The organism is Rugamonas brunnea (assembly GCF_014042345.1).
Classification (GTDB): Bacteria; Pseudomonadota; Gammaproteobacteria; order Burkholderiales; family Burkholderiaceae_D; genus Rugamonas; species Rugamonas brunnea.
The window spans coordinates 16916-34936 of sequence record NZ_JACEZT010000015.1 but is presented as its reverse complement, the minus strand read 5'-3'; the positions used below and the strand labels follow the sequence as shown (position 1 = coordinate 34936).

Sequence of the window (18021 nt, the reverse complement as noted above, 5' to 3'; positions counted from 1 at the left end):
GTTCGATAATCGCACAACTCGGAAATCAAGGCGGAAATATGATCGACAAAACTTTTGAATCACTACAGCGCGCCGTGGCCGATGTGCACGACGGCGCGACTGTCATGATCGGTGGCTTCGGCAATGCCGGCATGCCCTCGGCGCTGATCGACGCGCTGATCGAGCAGGGCGCGCGCGAGCTCACCATCGTCAACAACAACGCCGGCAACGGAGACACGGGGCTGGCCGCGCTGCTGGCGGCGGGCCGGGTGCGCAAGATCATCTGCTCGTTCCCGCGCCAGGCCGACTCGCACCACTTCGACGCCCTGTACCGGGCCGGCAAGATCGAGCTGGAACTGACGCCGCAAGGCAACCTGGCCGAACGCATCCGCGCCGCCGGCGCCGGCATCGGCGGCTTCTTCTCGCCCACCGGCTACGGCACGCTGCTGGCCGAGGGCAAGGAGACGCGCGAGATCAACGGCCGCATGTATGTGCTGGAGTCGCCGATCCACGCCGACTTCGCGCTGATCAAGGCGCTGCGCGGCGACCGCTGGGGCAACCTGGTGTACCGCAAAACGGCCCGCAACTTCGGCCCCATCATGGCGATGGCGGCCAAGACCACCATCGCCCAGGTGCGCCAGGTGGTGGCGCTTGGTGAACTGGACCCGGAAGTGATCGTCACGCCCGGCATTTTCGTACAGCGCATCGTGAAGGAGGCCGCATAATGAACCGCTACACCCGCGACCAGATCGCCGCCCGCGTGGCGCAGGACATTCCCGAAGGCGCCTACGTCAACCTGGGCATCGGCCTGCCGACCAAGGTGGCCAACTACCTGCCGCCCGAACGCGAAGTGTTCCTGCACAGCGAAAACGGCCTGCTCGGCATGGGCCCCGCACCCGCACCCGGCGACGAGGATGAAGACCTGATCAACGCCGGCAAGCAGCCCGTCACGCTGCTGACAGGCGGCGCGTACTTCCACCACGGCGATTCGTTCGCCATGATGCGCGGCGGCCACCTCGACATCTGCGTGCTGGGCGCCTTCCAGGTGGCGGCCAACGGCGACCTGGCCAACTGGCACACGGGCGCGCCGGACGCCATTCCCGCCGTCGGCGGCGCGATGGACCTGGCCATCGGCGCCAAGCAGGTGTTCGTGATGATGGACCACCAGACCAAGAGCGGCGAGAGCAAGATCGTGGCGCAGTGCGCCTACCCGCTCACGGGCGTGGCCTGCGTGGACCGCATCTACACCGACCTGGCCGTGCTGGACGTCACCCCGGCCGGCCTGGCCGTGCGCGAGATGGCGCCCGGCCTCACTTTTGAGCAGCTGCAGGCCGTCACCGGCGCGCGGTTGCTGCCTCCCACGCTCTGATAGAGAGGAATACTTGATGAATCAAGCTTTTATTTGCGACGCGATCCGCACCCCCATCGGCCGCTACGGCGGCGCCCTGAAGGACATGCGGGCCGACGACCTGGGCGCCATCCCGCTGCGCGAACTGATGCGCCGCAATCCGTCCGTACGCTGGAACGAGGTCGACGACGTGATCTACGGCTGCGCCAACCAGGCCGGCGAGGATAACCGCAACGTGGCGCGCATGTCCTTGCTGCTGGCCGGCCTGCCGCTGGAAGTGCCCGGTTCGACCGTCAACCGCCTGTGCGGTTCCGGCATGGACGCGGTGGGCACGGCGGCCCGCGCCATCATGTCCGGCGACGCCGGCCTGATGATCGCCGGCGGCGTCGAATCGATGACGCGCGCGCCGTTCGTGATGGGCAAGGCCGATGCGGCCTTCTCGCGCAACGCGGCCATCTACGACACCACCATCGGCTGGCGCTTCCCCAACAAGTTGATGAAGGAGTTGTACGGCGTGGACGCCATGCCGGAGACGGCGGAAAACGTGGCCGACGATTACGCCATCAGCCGCGCCGACCAGGACCGCTTCGCGCTGGCCAGCCAGCAGAAGACGGCGCGGGCCCAGCGCGACGGCCTGTTCGCGGACGAGATCGTGCCGGTCACGCTGCCGCCGGCCCGGCGCGGCGCGGGCGAGCCTGTCCTCTTCGCGCAGGACGAGCATCCGCGCGAGACCACCCCGGAAGCGCTGGCCAAACTCAAGGGCGTGGTGCGGCCCGATGGCAGCGTCACCGCCGGCAATGCGTCCGGCGTCAACGATGGCGCCTGCGCGCTGCTGCTGGCCAATGCGCAGGCAGCGAGCCGGCATGGCTTGACGCCGCGCGCCCGCATCGTCGGCATGGCCACGGCCGGCGTGGCGCCGCGCGTGATGGGCATCGGCCCGGCGCCGGCCACGCAAAAGCTGCTGCGCCAGCTGGGCATGACCCTGGATCAGATGGACGTCATCGAGCTCAATGAAGCTTTCGCGTCGCAGGGGCTGGCCGTGCTGCGCGCGCTGGGATTGCGTGACGATGATCCGCGCGTCAATCCCTATGGCGGTGCCATCGCGCTCGGTCATCCTCTGGGCATGAGCGGCGCGCGGCTGGTCACCACGGCCATGTACCAGTTGCTGCGGAGCGGAGGACGCTATGCCCTGTGCACCATGTGCATCGGCGTGGGACAGGGCATCGCCATCGTCATCGAACGCGTGTAACGGGGCGGCGCGGCGGCTTGCCCAGGCCAGGATCGGCGATGCCGTACTTGGCCGCCAGCCGCTTCGCTTCGCCGTTGCGGCCGAGGATGTCGATGCCGTCGTTGATCACATCCAGCAGTTCGGCCGCGTAGGGCACATTGCGGCTTACCATCATGTGGAACGGCGATGGCGCCAGATCCGGCAGGGCGCCGTAGGCGATGCCCAGCACCTTGAAATCGACCTTGCCCAGTGCCTGGTAGCCCAGCGCGATCTCCAGCCGTTCCGGCACGGCGTCGCAACGGTTGTTCTTGAGCTTGAGCAGGGACTGGATCAGGTCTTGCGAGCCAGTGTCCATGTGCGCCGGGTTCAGGCCGAACGCGGCGTAGGTATAGCCGTTGATGCCGCACAGCCGCAGTTTTTTCAGGTCCGGCGCCGTGTCGACGGCCGGCCTGGGGCGCGCCAGGTCGTAAAAATAGACCAGGTGCTGGCTGTAGTACGGCTTGCTCACCAGGTAGGTGTGGCTCCGCTCCGGGTTGTTGGCCAGGTCCGTCATCATGTCGTGCATGCCGAGCCGGACCGATTCCGTGCAGCGCCGCCACGGCAGCATGTCGAACGTGTAGCGTAAACCCTTGCGTTCCAGGCTCAGTTGCAGCATCTCGGCCGAATAGCCGGTCACCTCATCGGTCGGCCCGCCAATGTCGCGCTTGAAATACAGGTAGGGCGGCCATTCGGCGATTTGCCCGCACACCCGGATCACCTGTTCCGGCGCCAGCGGCGTGGCGCGCGCAGCCCCGTACGCCCAGCCAGTCAGCAGGGCGATCGTGGACAGGGCGATGGTGGTCATTCTCATGCGGATTCCTGGACGGCCGGAAGCGCCATCTTACTGGACGGCTTGCGAACTTTCCAGTCATCAATACGACATCCGGTCAGGAAACAGGGCCAGTACAACACAGGCCGTCAGCGCTCGTCGTGTTGATCCTTGTCGCGCCGGCCTTCGTTCTGCCTGGCTGGCGGCCCGCGGCGCTCTTCTCCACGCTCGGGCCGTGGCGCCGCCTCGCGCGGTGGCGCTCCATGTCCTTGCGGCATCGCTTGCTGGTATGGACCCTGCTCGCGTTGCGGAGGCGGGCGGTTGGTCTCCATGCGATTGGGCGGCGGCGACGGTAATGGTTGCGGCGCGTGGGGCGGCTGGCCATAGTACGGGACCGGCTGCTGTCGCTGTTGCCCGTGCTCCTGTTGCGGTGGACGCTGCTGCCCATGCTCCTGCTGTGGCGGACGCTGCTGCTGCTGCCCGTGTTCCTGCCGGCCCGGCGGCGCGTGCTGGCGTTCCGGCGCGGTGAACGGCGCGGGTCCCGGCGCCTGGAAGTGCTGTTGCGCCACCGCGTCGTGCGGGCGGTAGCGGTAATGCTGGTTTTGCAGGGTTTGCTGCTGGGCAGGCTGCGGATAGCGGCTGCCCGCATACTGGCGTTGATAAGTGGGCAGCGGCGCGCGGGCCGGCACGGCGCGCTGGTTCCAGCGCTCCCAGCCTTCATGGCGGCGTTCCCAGTCCGGTCCCCAGTGGCGGCCCCACATGGGTGGCGCATCGCGGCGCCAGTCTACGAAATAGACGGGCGGGGCGAGGTAGTAGCGCACGGGTATGCGCAGGATGAACAGTGGCACGGCGTCCGGCCCCACGTAGGACCAGGGGCCGTTGTACCAGGAACTGACATACCAGCTATCGCCGCTCAGCAGCCAGTACAGGCCGTCATAAAAGAAGAAGTTGGCACGCAGCCGGGGCGCATAGTAGACCGGGTAGCCCGGCACCGGCGCCAGTTCGGGGTAGGTGGAGAGGTTGAAGTTCACACTGACATACGTGGCCGCGCTGCCCACCAGGGGCGCGCCTGCCAGCAGCCAGCAAAGCAGTAGTCGGTTTCTCATGTTCGGTTCCTCCGGGGCGCTGCCGGCGCCTGCGCCGGCGCTGCCCTTGATCGTTGCCCTTGATCGCAGCGCTCTTTCGCGATTGCATGCGGGTTTGCATGTGCGTTTGGATGGGCGTTGGTACGACCTCATGCTAGCAGAATGGAAGGATGCGTGCCGTGCCGGGGCACGGCTACCGTGCGCGGCCGTGGCAACAGGCGGTCCCATTTTGCGCGCCGCTGTCGTATTATGGACAGCAACGGCCCGTAGTCCGGCCACAGCGAAGGATGAGCATGATCGGTATCGTCGCGGCGCATCGCGCCGGCTTGTTTGCGCGCAGCCAGTTGCTGCGCAATGTGGTCGCTGGCGTGATTGTTGGCGTGGTGGCGCTGCCGCTGGCCATGGCGTTCGCCATCGCGTCCGGCGCCCGGCCCGAGCAGGGCTTGTACACGGCCATCGTGGCCGGCGCGCTGGTATCGGCCTGCGGCGGCACGCGGGCCCAGATCGCCGGCCCGACGGGCGCCTTCATCGCCATCCTGGCCGGCGTGACGGCCCGCTACGGCATCGACGGTTTGCAGGTGGCCACGCTGATGGCGGGCCTGATGCTGGTCACCATGGGCTTCGCCGGCATGGGCGCCGTGATCCGCTTCATTCCCGCGCCCGTCATCGTCGGCTTCACGGCCGGCATCGGCGTCATCATCTGGGTGGGGCAGTGGAAGTATTTCTTTGGCCTGCATCCCGTCGACGCTGGCCACTTCCACGAAAAGTTGTGGAATCTGATCCAGATCCTGCCCCAGTTGCACCTGGCCACCACGGGCCTGGCCGTGCTGAGTTTGCTGCTGGTGCTGCTCTCGCCGCGCATACCGGGCTTGCGCCACGTGCCGGGACCGCTGGTGGCGATGGTGGTGACCACCGTGGTCTACGTTGTCTTCCGGTTCGACGGCGTGGCCACCATCGGCAGCGCGTTCGGCGGCATCCCGCAGCAACTGCCCGGCTTCAAGCTGCCGACCGTGTCGCTGGCGCGCATCGTTGAATTAATCAGCCCCGCGTTCACCATCGCCATGCTGGGCGCGATCGAATCGCTGCTGTCTGCCGTGGTGGCGGACGGCATGGCGGGCACCCGCCACGATTCCAACCAGGAGCTGATCGGACAGGGGCTGGCCAACATCGTCGCGCCGTTGTTCGGCGGTTTTGCCGCCACTGGCGCCATCGCGCGCACGGCCACCAGCATCCGCAACGGCGGTTCCAGCCCGCTGGCCGGCATTGTCCATTCCATCACGCTGGTGCTGATCGTGCTGGCGCTCGCGCCGCTGGCGGCCAGTGTGCCGCTGGCCGCGCTGGCCGCCATCCTGTTCGTGGTGGCCTACAACATGAGTGAGATCAAGCACTTCGTGCGCATGGTGCGGCGCGCGCCGCGGGCCGACGTGGTGATCCTCGTCATCACCTTCCTGCTGACGGTGTTCGCCGACTTGGTGGTGGCCGTCAACATCGGCGTGATCCTGGCCACCATGCACTTCCTGCGCCGCATGTCCAGTTCCGTGGAAGTCAACCCGCAGACGGAAAAGCAACTGGCCCAGGAACTGGCGGAGCAGGGCTTGCCGGCGCTGCCGCCGGGCGTGCTGGTGTATGGCATCGAAGGGCCGGTGTTCTTCGGCGCCGTGGAGAATTTCGAGCGGGCCCTGATCCAGACCCATACCGAACCGCACATCCTCATCATCCGCCTGCGCCACGTGCCGTTCATGGACATCACGGGCATCCAGACGCTGGAGGAAGTGGTGCGCAAGATGCAGGCGCGCGGCGTGCGCGTGCTGCTGTGCGAAGCCAACGAGCGCGTCAAGGCCAAGCTGGAGAAGGCCGACCTGTTCGACGTGCTGGGGCCATCCGACTACCAGCAGGAGTTCGGCGCGGCACTGGCGCGCTGCAAGGATGAGGTCGCCCATGGCGGCCGCAAGCGCTCGGCGGTGACCTTGCAGGCGGAAAAGCTGGTCAACGTGAGCAAGCATTTCTTCGCCAACAAGCATGATTGAAGGGCGGGGTGTCTACTTAAACGCTACTGACAGAAACTGTCAGCGCTTGCCCTTAGCATAATGTTTCGCGACGTCACAAGCGCGCAACACTTTGAACCTATGCTATGCGGAGCTCATCATGATCGACCCCAATTTCATCCTGCTGTACGTGGACAACCCGCAAACCAGCGCCGCCTTCTACACTGATCTGCTGGGCGTGGCGCCGGTGGAGGCATCGCCCACCTTTGCGCTGTTCGCGCTCAAGTCCGGGCTCAAGCTGGGGCTGTGGGCGCGCCACACGGTGCAGCCGGTAGCGATGGCGTCCGGCGGCGGCGCGGAGATCGCGTTCGCCCAGGCCGACCGCAGCGCCGTCAATGACATCTATGCCGACTGGGTGGAGCGCGGCGTGAGCATCGCCCAGCGTCCGGTGCAGATGGATTTCGGCTACACCTTCGTGGCGCTGGACCGCGACGGCCACCGGCTGCGCGTGTTCGCGCCGGAGTGAGGCGGCGCAGTCGTTGTTACGGCGTCGGAATCGGGGCCTGCGGACGTTGAGCCCGCAGGTTGCGATTGCGCTATCCTAAAACGCCGCATAGCGAATCAGCCTATAATTCACCGATGACCACCCCCACCACCAAAGCGCCCTCAGCATTCCAGGTGCCGCCAGACGCCGACGTCGTTGGTCCGCAAAACGAAGCGGAGCGGCGGCTGTACGAGCTCGTCATGGAAGGCATCAATAGCGGCCCTTCACCTAAAACGAGCGTCGCGGCGCTGGCCGAGGAACTGCGCGCACGCATTCGTCCCAAGCGATAGCCTCATGGAATTCAAGCTCGCTCCCATCGCCAGAAGGGACGTGCTGGAGATCACTGACTATTACAACGAAATCTCTACCGGGCTTGCGGAACGGTTTGTCACCGAGCTGGAATTCACGCTGCAGGGGCTGTGCGGGCAACCCGGCATGGGCTCGCCCCGTTACGCGCATTTCCTGGCTGATCATTCGCTGCGCGTCTGGCAGCTTGACCATTTCCCGTTGCTGATTTTTTACCGCATCGACGGCGACTTGGTTGATGTATTGCGCGTGCTGCACGAGCGACGTGACCTCTCTGCAGACCTCGTTGCGCGCTGAATCGGACTTTTATCGCTGCATGGTGAACATCGACAAGCCCAGTCCGATCAGCAGCAGCCCCGTGGCGCCGTTGAACAGGCGCGCGCGGCGGCCGCTGGCCATGAAGCTGAGCACGGGCCGGGCCAGCGCGATGTAGGTCAGGTGCGACAGCATGGCGCAGGCGGCGAAGGTGGCGGTGAGCAGGGCGAACCGCGTGCCGCCGCCGTCATCGCCGGCCATGAAGCGGGGGAACAGGGCGATGAAGAACATCAGGCTCTTGGGATTGGTGAGCGCCACCAGCAGCCCTTGGCCCGCCGTCTGCCAGCCGCTCTGGTCGCGCGCCGCGGCGGCATGCGCGTGCTGACCGGCCGGTGCCGCGCTGAAGGATTGCTTGCCGCACTGGCGCCAGCCGAGCCAGATCAGATAGCCGCCGCCCACCAGTCGCAGCGCCAGAAAGGCCGTGGCCGACGTCTTGAACAGCAAGCCCACCACCGTCACCGACAGCATGGCGACCATCAGGATGCCGAGCGCATTGCCCAGCGAACTGCACATGGCCTTGCGCGGCCCCAGCGTGGCGCTGTTGGCGATGGCCAGCAGCACCCCCGGGCCGGGCGAGAAGGTGGTGAGCAGGGAGATGCTCAGAAAGAGCAGCCAGGTCGATATGGTCATCTTCAGTGGACAGTGTCGTTAAGTTCAAGGCAGGCCGTTGGCACCATGGGCTGCATAGCCGGGCCGTTGCAGCAAGCGTTCGTGGTAGGCCGCTACGGCCGCCAGTTCCGGACGCGCGATGGGCGACAGCAGCCAGCGGTTCACGGACAAGCCAATCACGATGTCGGCCAGTGAGAATTCCGCGCCAGCCACGTAGGCGCCGGTGTGCGCCAGTTGGCCATCGAGGATGGTCATGCGGCGGTTCCATTCCTGCGCGCTGGCCTCTGCCGCCGCCGCGTCACTGAACGCGGGATTGCGCCGCACCAGGTGCATGAAGGCATAGCGCCACGCGCTGTTGAGGTCCGTGGCCTGCCAGTCCATCCATTGTTCCACTTGCGCGCGCGGCCCGGGCGCCGTCGGCAGCAGGGCGCCGTCGCCGTAGCGCGCGGCCAGGTAGCGGCAGATCGTATTCGATTCCCACAGCACCAGATCGCCGTCGCGCAGCACGGGCACGGTGGCGTTCGGGTTCAGCGCCAGGAACGAGGGACTGGACGTGGACCGGCTGGTGCCGCCCCACGCGTCGAGCGTGTATTCCAGATCCAGTTCGGCGCAAGTCCACAGCACCTTGCGCACATTGATGGATACGGCATGTCCGAGGATGGTCAGCATGATGGTTCTCCTTGTGTTGCGAACAATGACAGTATGGCAGGGTATGGTCATTCGATAAATAACCTATAATTTTTAATACTATTAACTATGGCTGCATAATTAGCATGGACAGATTGCGCGGTATGGAAGTGTTCGCAGCGGTGGTGAGCGCGGGCAGCTTCACGGCGGCGGCGCGCCAGCTGGACATGTCGACTGTCATGGTGGGCAAGCACATCGCCAGCCTGGAGCAGCAACTGGGCGCGCGCCTGCTCACGCGCACCACGCGCCGCCAGGCCCTCACGGAGATCGGCGCGCGCTACCACCAGCAATGCTTGCAGATACTGAGTCTGGTGCGGCAGGCGGAAACGGGCGCGGAAGCCATGCGCAGCGAGGCGCGCGGCACGCTCAAGGTGAGCGCGCCGGTGGCATTCGGCAGTGAGTGCCTGGCGCCGGCGCTGGCCGATTATCTGGCGCAGCATCCCGAAGTGTCGGTCGATCTGGATCTGGGGCCGCGCGTGGTCAACATCGTCGATGAAGGGTTCGACGCGGCCATCCGCATCGGCACGCTGGACGATTCGGCGTTGGTGGCGCGCCCGCTGCGGGCTTACGGCATGGTGATCTGCGCCGCGCCATCCTACCTTGAGCGCAACGGCTGGCCGCGCACGGCGGCCGACCTGGCGCAGCACCAATGCCTGGACTTCCTGCACTGGAAGCGCCTCGTGCGCTGGCGTCTCGATGGCGGCGATCAGCAATGTACGCCGCCACAGAGCCGCTTCCGCTCCAACAACGGGCAAGCGCTGAAGCGCGCCGCGCTGGCCGGCCTGGGCATCGTGATGCAGGCTGAAATCGTGTTGCAGGAGGAGTTACGCAGCGGCCAGCTGGTGCGGCTGCTGCAGGAGCATGTGCCGCCGGCGCGCCCCATGCACCTGGTCTATCCGCGCGACCGCCAGGCCACGCCCAAGCAGACCAGTTTTATCGACTTCGTGATGGGGCGGTTTGGTTTGTAATCCCGGTTACAGGAAGCGGTCCAGGATCTTCTTGCTGTGCTTGTCCAGCTCGTGCGCGTCGCGGATCAGGAAGTGGATGCCGTGGATGTCCGATACCAACAGGGTATCAGGGCCGATGCGGCGTATGTCTTCCTCGCCGCGCAGCACGAATTCCGTGTCGCCCCGGTCCGTGTGGACCTTCCAGGTGCACGGCGTGGCGTAGCTGGTCACGCTGACGATGCGCGAGATCTCGGGCATGAACTCGCGTCCACCCAGTTCCTCGCGCACCAGCGCGGCGATGGCCGGCGGTAGGTCGTCGAGCTTGTCGATCCAGCCGACCTCCTTGCCATCGCTGCACACCAGGGCGATGCCCTCCTGCGGCGCCTGCACGGGGAAGGCGCGCGCCGGCGCCACGTTCTCGAACACCTGGCCATCCTCGGTGGTGAGCACCAGGCGGCCAAACGGGTTGCGGACTAATTCAAAGCGGGTAGTGGTCATGGTGTGTTCTTAATCGGAGCTGCTGTCGTCGGGGTCGACGTCCACGTTGCGGGCCTGGGCCGTGTACAGGCGGTGATAGGCGCCTTCGCGCGCCATTAGTTCTTCGTGCGCGCCTTCCTCCACCACCACGCCACGGTCCAGCACCACCAGGCGGTCGGCCTTCTGCAGCGTGGACAAACGGTGGGCGATGGCGATCGTGGTGCGGCCGTGCACCAGGTTGTCGAGCGCCTTCTGGATTTCCTTTTCCGTCTCCGAGTCCACCGAGGAGGTGGCCTCGTCCAGGATCAGGATCTTCGGATCGATCAGCAGCGCGCGCGCGATGGAGATGCGCTGGCGCTCGCCGCCCGACAGGCCCTGGCCCCGTTCGCCGACCATCGAGTCGTAGCCCTGCGGCAGGCGCAGGATGAATTCGTGCGCGTGCGCGGCGCGCGCGGCGGCGATGATCTGCTCGCGCGTGGCGCCCGGCTTGCCGTAGGCGATGTTCTCGGCGATGGTGCCGAAGAACAGGAACGGCTCCTGCAGCACCAGGCCGATGTTGCGGCGGTAGTCGGACACGGGGAAGGCGCGGATGTCCACGCCGTCGAGCATGATGGCGCCTTCGGATACGTCGTAGAAGCGGCAGATCAGGTTGACCAGCGTGCTCTTGCCGGAACCGGAGTGGCCCACCAGGCCGATCATCTCGCCGGCCTTGATGTCGAGGCTGATGCCGCGGTTGACGGCGCGGTTACCGTAGCGGAAGCCCACTTCGCGCAGCGTGATGTTGCCTTCCACCTTGGCCAGCTTGACCGGGTTGGTGGGTTCGGGCACGGACGAGACGTGGTCGAGGATGTCGAAGATGCGCTTGGCGGCCGAGGCCGATTTCTGCGTCACGGACACGATGCGGCTCATGGAATCGAGGCGGCCGTAGAAGCGGCTGCTGTAGGCGATGAAGGCCGACAGCACACCGACCGTGATGCGGCCGTGCGCCACCTGCCAGATGCCGAACACCCAGATCACCAGCAAGCCCAGCTCCGTCAGGAAGGACACGGTGGGCGAGAACAGCGACCAGATCTTGTTCAATTTGTCGTTGACGGCCAGGTTGTGCTTGTTGGCCGTGCGGAAACGGGCCGCCTCGCGCGCCTCTTGGGCGAAGGCCTTCACCACGCGGATGCCGGGGATGGTGTCGGCCAGCACGTTGGTCACTTCACCCCACACGCGGTCGATCTTCTCGAAGCCGGTGCGCAGCTTGTCGCGCACCACGTGGATCAGCCAGGCGATGAAGGGCAGCGGCAGCAGCGTGACGGCAGCCAGCCACGGGTCGATCGAGCACAGGATCACGCCCGTCATGATGATCATCAGCACGTCGGAGGCGAAGTCCAGCAGGTGCAGCGACAGGAACACGCAGATGCGGTCGCTCTCGCTGCCGATGCGCGACATCAGGTCGCCCGTGCGCTTGCCGCCGAAGTATTCGAGCGACAGCTTGAGCAGGTGTTCATAGGTGGCCGTGCGCAGGTCGGCGCCGATGCGCTCGGACACCAGGGCCAGCACATAGGTCTTGCCCCAGCCCAGCGCCCATGCGATCACGGCCGCGCCCACCAGGCCGCCCATGTACATGGTCACCAGCATGGGGTCGACCGGCTTGCCGTTCTGATACGGAATCAGCACATTGTCCATCAGCGGCATGGTCAGGTAGGGCGGGATCATGTGCGCGCCCGTGCTCAGCAGCATCAGCAAAAAGCCCAGGCCCAGCTGGCCCTGGTAAGGCTTGGTGAAGCGCCACAGGCGGAACAGGGTCCAGGTCGAGGGCGGCGTGTAGACCACCTTGGTGCAGATCGGGCATTCCTCCTGGTCCGGCTCCAGCGGCGCCTTGCAGCTGGGGCACACGTGCTGCTCATCGCGCACCACGGGCAAGCCCGTCACCTTGCTTTGCAGCAGGGCATCGAATTGTTCCACCAGCCGGATTGCGTGCAGGTTCTGGCCCAGCGTGAAGCGCCAGGCGGCCAGCCGGCCCGTCTGGTCCACCAGTTCCAGGTGGCCCACGCCTGCGTGGTCGTGGTGGCGCAGGGCCATGCCGGCCTTGAACGGCCACTGTTGCCATTCCTTCGCGCCCGGCGCGCGGCTGACGATGCGTTCCGGCGTGACCAGCACTACACCCTTGGAGAAATGAAGTTGATGATCCAAGTCAACCTCCAGGGCACTTGCAACGTTCTCACCTGAAGGTAGTTGCGCCTGTACCTCGGAGCGCCACCGTTCTGGCACGTCGGGCTGGCTGGTCGGTGAAGAAAGTTGTGTGCTTGTCATTATGTGACGTACTCCGGGTCGGTCCTTGCCATGTGGCAAAAACTGTAAACTAAAGGGAAAATGGCGGATCGCGCGGCCTGCCCCGGAAATAATCGCGCCCGGCAGGCCGGAATGCGGCGGTGGGCGGCTTTATTTACGGTATTCTGTCAGTGGGTGACCATTTGACTGAAATCAAGGCGAATGGGCGGCTAGCGTGAGCGGCAAGTATACCGCAAGAGCGCGGGCAGCAGACGAGCGAAAGTGCCTTCAAGAAAATTCGATGCCTCGCGGGCACGGATATTTCTGGCAGTAAGCTTGACCCGGCAGTGGCAGTCCTGGACTGGAAATTTGCGGTGCGTAACGACGTAGGGATTACAATACGGCGCGGGCTGGCCACGGCTGATAACAAAGATACAAGAATTGAAACATGACCAAGAAGAAAGACATTGAAGTTCTCCGTGTAACGCATTTGCGCGGACCAAATATCTGGACCTACCGCCCAGTGATCGAGGCGTGGCTGGATATCGGCGCGCTGGAGCAGTTTCCCTCGAATGCACTTCCTGGTTTGTATGAACGCCTGACGGCCCTGCTGCCCAACCTGCTCGAACACCGCTGCGGCGTGGGCGAGCGCGGCGGCTTCCTGGAGCGCCTGCGCGAAGGCACGTATGCTGGCCACATCCTCGAGCACGTGGTGCTGGAGTTGCAAAACCTGGCCGGCATGAAGACCGGTTTCGGCAAGACCCGGCAAGTGGCCGAAGGCAGCGGCATCTACAAGATGGCCTTCCGCACCCGCCAGGAACAGGTGGGCCGCGCCGCGCTGGCCGCCGGCCGCGACCTGCTGATGGCCTGCATCGAAGACCGTCCCTACGACCTGGCCGCCACCGTGGCCACGCTGACCGACATGGTCGACTCGCTGTGCCTGGGCCCCAGCACCGGCAATATCGTCGATGCGGCCACCGAACGCAAGATCCCCTTCATCCGCCTGACCGACGGCAACCTGGTGCAACTGGGCCACGGCGCCCGCCAGCGCCGCATCTGGACCGCCGAGACGGAACAGACCAGCGCGATCGCCGAAGGCATCGCCAGCGACAAGGATCTGACCAAAAGCCTGCTGGCCTCGTGCGGCGTGCCCGTGCCCGAGGGCGAGCTGGTGACCAGCGCCGACGCGGCCTGGGAAGCGGCCAAGGACATCGGCCTGCCCGTCGTCGTCAAGCCGTACGACGGCAACCACGGCCGCGGCGTGTCGCTCAACCTGATGACGCAGTCCGACGTGGAGAAGGCTTACCACCTGGCCGCGCGCAAGGGCGGCAGCAAGAGCGTGATCGTGGAGCGCTTCATCGCCGGTAATGAACATCGCCTGCTGGTGGTGGGCAAGCGCCTGATCGCGGCCGCCGCCGGCGAAGCGCTGTGGGTGACCGGCGACGGCACCTCGACCATCAAGACGCTGGTGGACACCCAGATCAACATCGACCCGCGCCGTGGCGTGACGGAAGACGCGCCGCTCAACGTGATCCGCGCCGACGAAGCGGCCGAAGTGATCCTGGAGCTGGAACGCCAGGGCATGACGGCCCATTCCGTGCCGGCCGCCGGCCAGCAGGTGCTGATCCAGACCAATGGCAACGTGGCGTTCGACGTCACCGACCAGGTGCATCCATCCGTCGCTGCCACGGCCACGCTGGCCGCGCGCGTGGTGGGCCTGGACATCGCCGGCATCGACCTGGTGGCGGCCGACATCAGCCGTCCGCTGGAAGAGCAGGGCGGCGCCGTGATCGAAGTGAACGCCAGCCCCGGCCTGCTGGCCCACCTGAAGCCGGCCAGCGGCAAGCCGCGCAACGTGGGCGCGGCCATCGTCGACCACCTGTTCGCGATCGGCGAAACGGGCCGCATGCCCATCGTCGGCATCGCCGGCGGCCATGGCAGCACCATGGCCGCGCGCCTGATCGCGTGGCTGCTGCAGATCGGCGGCCAGAAGGTGGGCCTGACCTGCCAGGACGGCCTGTTCGTCAACGGCCGCCTGCTGCCCAAGGATGGTTTCAGCGACTGGGAAACGGGCGAGCGCCTGCTGCTCAACAAGAATGTGGACGCCGCCGTGTTCGAGAGCAGCGCCCGCATGATCCTGACCGAAGGCCTGGCCTACGACAAATGCGCCGTGGGCGTGGTGATGAGCGCCACCAGCGAGGACGACCTGGGCGAGTTCTACATCGACAGCCCGGAGCGCCTGTTCGGCGTGCTGCGCACCCAGGTCGACGTGGTGCTGCCCGATGGCGCGGCCGTGCTCAACGCGGCCGACGCGCAAGTAGTGGAGATGGCCGACCTGTGCGACGGCGAAGTGATCTTCTATGGCGTGGATGAACAACTGGCCGCGCTGGCCGCGCACCGCGCTCAGGGCAAGCGCGCCGTGTTCCAGCGCGCCGACCGCATCGTGCTGGCCACCGGCATGGATGAAACGGCGACCTTGCCCCTGTCGCCACTGGTGCCGCCGGAAGCCGTGCTGGCCGCCATCGCCGCCGCCTGGGCGCTGGACCTGACGCCGGAACTGATCGGCGCCGGCCTGCGCACCTACGAACCCCACGCGCAAAAGCAGCACTGAAGCAGCAGCACCGCAGCAGCAGCACAGCAGCACCGCAGCAGCACGGACAGGCACGCGACAGTAACGAGAACAATATGCAAGCGGAAGGCGGCGCCCACGCGCCGCGGTCCGCCACCAGCGATGGCGTCAGCTATAGCCGCCACGACGTAAACACGACAGGATAAGCAGATTTATGGAAGTCATACGCATCCGCGCGCTGCGCGGCCCGAATCTTTGGAGTCACCACACGGCCGTCGAGGCCATCGTGTCGTGCACCCCCGAAGAGCAGAATATCGAACTGCTGTCCGGTTTCGAAGCACGCCTGCGCACCCGCTTCCCGGCCCTGAGCGCACTGCAGCCCACCGGCCACACGGAAGCCGTGCCCATGGCGCACGTGCTGGAACTGGTGGCCCTGAGCCTGCAGGCGCAGGCTGGTTGCCCCGTCACCTTCAGCCGCACCACGCCCACGCTGGAAACGGGCATCTACCAGACCGTGGTCGAGTACACGGAGGAAGCCGTGGGCCGGCTGGCGCTGGAACTGGCCGAGAACCTGATCAACGCGGCCGTGGCCGACACCCCATACGACCTGACCGGCGCGCTGGCCGAGCTGCGCGAGCTGGACGAGGACGTGCGCCTGGGCCCCAGCACGGGCGCCATCGTGGCCGCCGCCGTGGCCCGCAACATCCCGTTCCGCCGCCTGACGGAGGGCAGCATGGTGATGTTCGGCTGGGGCAGCCGCCAGCGCCGCATCCAGGCCGCCGAAATGGATTCGACCAGCGCCATCGCCGAATCGATCGCGCAGGACAAGGAACTGACCAAGAAGCTGCTGCACGCGGCCGGCGTGCCCGTGCCCATCGGCCGCTCGGTGGAGGATGCCGACGACGCCTGGGCCGCGGCCCAGGAGATCGGCTTGCCGGTGGTGGTCAAGCCCAAGGACGGCAACCAGGGCAAGGGCGTGACCGTCAACGTCATGACCCGCGAGCAGCTGACCAAGGCTTACCACACGGCGCGCGAATTCCGCGACGACATCATGGTCGAGCGCTTCCTGCCCGGTAACGACTTCCGCCTGCTCGTCATCGGCGACAAGCTGGTGGCCGCCGCCCGCCGCGATCCGCCCCAGGTGGTGGGCGACGGTGTGCACACGGTGCGCGAGCTGGTGCAGAAAGTGAACGCCGACCCGCGTCGCGGCAGCGGCCATTCGACCTCGCTCACCAAGATCAAGTTCGACGACATCGCGCTGGCCCGCCTGGCGCTGCAGGACCTGGAGGCCGATTCGATTCCGCCCAAGGGCCAGCGCGTCATCCTGCGCAACAACGCCAACCTGTCCACCGGCGGCACCGCCACCGACGTGACCGACGACGTCCATCCGGAAGTGGCGGCGCGCGCGGTGGAAGCGGCGCAGATGATCGGCCTCGATATCTGCGGCGTGGACGTGGTGTGCGACGGCGTGCTGCAACCGATCGAAGACCAGCGTGGCGGCGTGGTGGAAGTGAACGCCGCGCCCGGCCTGCGCATGCACCTGTCGCCGTCCTATGGCAAGGGCCGCCCGGTGGGCGAAGCCATCGTCAACAGCATGTTCCCCGAGGGTGAGGATGGCCGCATCCCCGTGGTGGCTGTCACCGGCACCAACGGCAAGACCACCACCGTGCGCCTGATCGCCCACCTGCTCACGGCCAGCGGCCTGCGCACCGGCATGACCAACACCGACGGCGTCTACATCGAGGGCCGCCGCACCGACAGCGGCGATTGCAGCGGCCCGCGCAGCGCGCGAAACGTGCTGCTGCACCCGGACGTGGACGCGGCCGTGTTCGAGACGGCCCGTGGCGGCGTGCTGCGCGAAGGCCTGGCCTTCGACCGCTGCCAGGTGGCCGTGGTGACCAACATCGGCACCGGCGACCACCTGGGCCTGAACTACATCACCACGGTGGAAGACCTGGCCGTGCTCAAGCGCGTGATCGTGCAGAACGTGGCCGACAGCGGCTTCGCCGTGCTCAACGCGATGGACCCCATCGTGGCCGGCATGGCCGCCAACTGCCGTGGCAAGGTGATCTTCTTCGGCGCCGAGCGTGGCCATCCCGTGATCGCCACCCACGTGGCGCAGGGCCGCCGCACCATCTACGTCGAGAACGGCCACCTGGTGGCAGTCGAGGGCAAGCAGATGCACCAGGTGGACCTGACCCAGGTGCCCATCACCCGCAACGGCAGCATCGGGTTCCAGGTCGAGAACGTGATGGCGGCCGTGGCGGCGGCGTGGGGCGTGGGCATCAGCTGGGAAGCGATCCGCCTGGGCCTGAAGACCTTCGCCAACGATACCGACAATGCGCCCGGCCGCTTCAACGTGTTCGACTACAAGGGCGCCACCCTGATCGCCGACTACGGCCACAATCCGGACGCCATCCTGGCCCTGGTGCAGGCGGTGGAAACCATGCCGGCCAAGCGCCGCTCGGTGGTGATCTCCGGCGCCGGCGACCGCCGTGACCAGGACATCACCCAGCAGACGGAAATCCTGGGCCGCGCCTTCGACGACGTGGTGCTGTACCAGGACCAGTGCCAGCGTGGCCGGGTGGACGGTGAAGTGGTGGCACTGCTGCGCGCGGGCCTGAGCGGCGCGCCGCGCACCAGCCACATCGCCGAGATCACGGGCGAATTCCTGGCCATCGACACGGCGCTGGCGCGCCTGCAGGAGGGCGATTTGTGCCTGATCCTGGTCGACCAGGTGGAGGAATCGCTGGCCCACATCGCCAAGCGTATCGCGGAAGCCTGAGCTTCAGGCACGCGCAGCGCACGGCCGCCGCCGTGCCGGGCATTCCCGGCGCGCCGGCGGCCGTTTTGTTTGAGGTGTATTTAGGAAAAC

General features: G+C 66.4%; 16 protein-coding genes. 10 read left to right on the top strand and 6 right to left on the bottom strand.

Annotated features, from left to right (window positions below; genetic code table 11):
• The first annotated feature begins 38 nt into the window (after positions 1-38).
• From H3H37_RS19875 to pcaF, 3 genes are read left to right on the top strand one after another with little or no spacing between them, the layout of a single operon-like run.
• Positions 39-704 (top strand): 3-oxoacid CoA-transferase subunit A, encoded by a 666-nt coding sequence (locus tag H3H37_RS19875; protein ID WP_182165759.1) that lies wholly within the window; start codon positions 39-41, stop codon positions 702-704.
• The gene (locus H3H37_RS19870) at positions 704-1348 is read left to right on the top strand and encodes a CoA transferase subunit B (protein WP_182165757.1); all 645 of its coding nucleotides are present in this window, start codon (positions 704-706) and stop codon (positions 1346-1348) included. The genes H3H37_RS19875 and H3H37_RS19870 overlap by 1 nt, the downstream gene beginning before the upstream one ends.
• Before the next feature lie 16 nt (positions 1349-1364).
• Positions 1365-2576 carry a 3-oxoadipyl-CoA thiolase gene (gene pcaF / locus H3H37_RS19865; protein WP_182165755.1) on the top strand — a complete coding sequence of 404 codons (1212 nt, stop codon included), beginning with the start codon at positions 1365-1367 and terminating at the stop codon, positions 2574-2576.
• On the opposite strand, the gene H3H37_RS19860 is transcribed toward pcaF, so the two are convergent.
• Entirely contained in the window at positions 2560-3405 is an 846-nt protein-coding gene (locus H3H37_RS19860) for a substrate-binding periplasmic protein (protein WP_182165753.1), read from the bottom strand. The genes pcaF and H3H37_RS19860 overlap by 17 nt on opposite strands.
• Positions 3406-3512: 107 nt before the next feature.
• Positions 3513-4469, bottom strand: a complete 957-nt coding sequence (locus H3H37_RS19855; protein WP_182165751.1) for a PAT1 family protein — start codon at positions 4467-4469, stop codon at positions 3513-3515.
• 272 nt (positions 4470-4741) lie between these two features.
• Here H3H37_RS19855 and H3H37_RS19850 point away from each other — a divergent pair, with 272 nt between their 5' ends.
• From H3H37_RS19850 to H3H37_RS19835, 4 genes are all read left to right on the top strand, one after another.
• Positions 4742-6475, top strand: a complete 1734-nt coding sequence (locus H3H37_RS19850; protein ID WP_182165749.1) for a SulP family inorganic anion transporter — start codon at positions 4742-4744, stop codon at positions 6473-6475.
• Positions 6476-6593: 118 nt separating this feature from the next.
• Positions 6594-6959, top strand: a complete 366-nt coding sequence (locus H3H37_RS19845; protein ID WP_182165747.1) for a VOC family protein — start codon at positions 6594-6596, stop codon at positions 6957-6959.
• 113 nt (positions 6960-7072) lie between these two features.
• Positions 7073-7267: a hypothetical protein gene (locus H3H37_RS19840; protein ID WP_182165745.1), complete on the top strand. Its 195-nt coding sequence runs from the start codon at positions 7073-7075 to the stop codon at positions 7265-7267.
• 4 nt (positions 7268-7271) lie between these two features.
• Positions 7272-7580, top strand: a complete 309-nt coding sequence (locus H3H37_RS19835; protein WP_182165744.1) for a type II toxin-antitoxin system RelE/ParE family toxin — start codon at positions 7272-7274, stop codon at positions 7578-7580.
• A gap of 9 nt (positions 7581-7589) precedes the next feature.
• On the opposite strand, the gene H3H37_RS19830 is transcribed toward H3H37_RS19835, so the two are convergent.
• Complete coding sequence (locus H3H37_RS19830; protein WP_182165743.1) at positions 7590-8228, bottom strand: LysE family translocator; 639 nt, start codon at positions 8226-8228, stop codon at positions 7590-7592.
• A 24-nt stretch (positions 8229-8252) separates the two neighbouring features.
• A complete protein-coding gene (locus H3H37_RS19825; RefSeq protein WP_182165742.1) occupies positions 8253-8876 on the bottom strand; it encodes a glutathione S-transferase family protein in 624 nt (207 codons plus the stop codon).
• A 104-nt stretch (positions 8877-8980) separates the two neighbouring features.
• Between H3H37_RS19825 and H3H37_RS19820 the strand changes: the two genes are divergently transcribed.
• Positions 8981-9862, top strand: coding sequence for a LysR family transcriptional regulator (locus H3H37_RS19820; RefSeq protein WP_182165741.1), 882 nt, complete (start codon positions 8981-8983; stop codon positions 9860-9862).
• Between the two features lie 6 nt (positions 9863-9868).
• Here the strand turns inward: H3H37_RS19820 and H3H37_RS19815 are convergent, their stop codons facing one another.
• Positions 9869-10339 carry a cyanophycin metabolism-associated DUF1854 family protein gene (locus tag H3H37_RS19815; protein ID WP_182165740.1) on the bottom strand — a complete coding sequence of 157 codons (471 nt, stop codon included), beginning with the start codon at positions 10337-10339 and terminating at the stop codon, positions 9869-9871.
• A 9-nt stretch (positions 10340-10348) separates the two neighbouring features.
• Positions 10349-12619: a cyanophycin metabolism-associated ABC transporter gene (locus H3H37_RS19810; protein WP_182165739.1), complete on the bottom strand. Its 2271-nt coding sequence runs from the start codon at positions 12617-12619 to the stop codon at positions 10349-10351.
• 406 nt (positions 12620-13025) lie between these two features.
• Here H3H37_RS19810 and H3H37_RS19805 point away from each other — a divergent pair, with 406 nt between their 5' ends.
• Both H3H37_RS19805 and cphA read left to right on the top strand, forming a co-directional pair.
• Complete coding sequence (locus H3H37_RS19805) at positions 13026-15188, top strand: cyanophycin synthetase (protein WP_182165737.1); 2163 nt, start codon at positions 13026-13028, stop codon at positions 15186-15188.
• A 172-nt stretch (positions 15189-15360) separates the two neighbouring features.
• Positions 15361-17931 carry a cyanophycin synthetase gene (cphA, locus tag H3H37_RS19800; protein ID WP_182165735.1) on the top strand — a complete coding sequence of 857 codons (2571 nt, stop codon included), beginning with the start codon at positions 15361-15363 and terminating at the stop codon, positions 17929-17931.
• The last annotated feature ends 90 nt before the right edge of the window (positions 17932-18021 follow it).

What these genes read in the sequence shown, in the direction of transcription:
- H3H37_RS19840 (WP_182165745.1), top strand. Translation starts at nt 7,073, where the DNA reads ATGACCACCCCCACCACCAAAGCGCCCTCAGCATTCCAGGTGCCGCCA.
- H3H37_RS19850 (WP_182165749.1), top strand. Translation starts at nt 4,742, where the DNA reads ATGATCGGTATCGTCGCGGCGCATCGCGCCGGCTTGTTTGCGCGCAGC.
- H3H37_RS19860 (WP_182165753.1), bottom strand. Translation starts at nt 3,405, where the DNA reads ATGAGAATGACCACCATCGCCCTGTCCACGATCGCCCTGCTGACTGGC.
- H3H37_RS19855 (WP_182165751.1), bottom strand. Translation starts at nt 4,469, where the DNA reads ATGAGAAACCGACTACTGCTTTGCTGGCTGCTGGCAGGCGCGCCCCTG.
- H3H37_RS19870 (WP_182165757.1), top strand. Translation starts at nt 704, where the DNA reads ATGAACCGCTACACCCGCGACCAGATCGCCGCCCGCGTGGCGCAGGAC.
- H3H37_RS19830 (WP_182165743.1), bottom strand. Translation starts at nt 8,228, where the DNA reads ATGACCATATCGACCTGGCTGCTCTTTCTGAGCATCTCCCTGCTCACC.
- H3H37_RS19820 (WP_182165741.1), top strand. Translation starts at nt 8,981, where the DNA reads ATGGACAGATTGCGCGGTATGGAAGTGTTCGCAGCGGTGGTGAGCGCG.
- H3H37_RS19825 (WP_182165742.1), bottom strand. Translation starts at nt 8,876, where the DNA reads ATGCTGACCATCCTCGGACATGCCGTATCCATCAATGTGCGCAAGGTG.
- H3H37_RS19815 (WP_182165740.1), bottom strand. Translation starts at nt 10,339, where the DNA reads ATGACCACTACCCGCTTTGAATTAGTCCGCAACCCGTTTGGCCGCCTG.
- H3H37_RS19805 (WP_182165737.1), top strand. Translation starts at nt 13,026, where the DNA reads ATGACCAAGAAGAAAGACATTGAAGTTCTCCGTGTAACGCATTTGCGC.
- H3H37_RS19875 (WP_182165759.1), top strand. Translation starts at nt 39, where the DNA reads ATGATCGACAAAACTTTTGAATCACTACAGCGCGCCGTGGCCGATGTG.
- cphA (WP_182165735.1), top strand. Translation starts at nt 15,361, where the DNA reads ATGGAAGTCATACGCATCCGCGCGCTGCGCGGCCCGAATCTTTGGAGT.
- pcaF (WP_182165755.1), top strand. Translation starts at nt 1,365, where the DNA reads ATGAATCAAGCTTTTATTTGCGACGCGATCCGCACCCCCATCGGCCGC.
- H3H37_RS19845 (WP_182165747.1), top strand. Translation starts at nt 6,594, where the DNA reads ATGATCGACCCCAATTTCATCCTGCTGTACGTGGACAACCCGCAAACC.
- H3H37_RS19835 (WP_182165744.1), top strand. Translation starts at nt 7,272, where the DNA reads ATGGAATTCAAGCTCGCTCCCATCGCCAGAAGGGACGTGCTGGAGATC.
- H3H37_RS19810 (WP_182165739.1), bottom strand. Translation starts at nt 12,619, where the DNA reads ATGACAAGCACACAACTTTCTTCACCGACCAGCCAGCCCGACGTGCCA.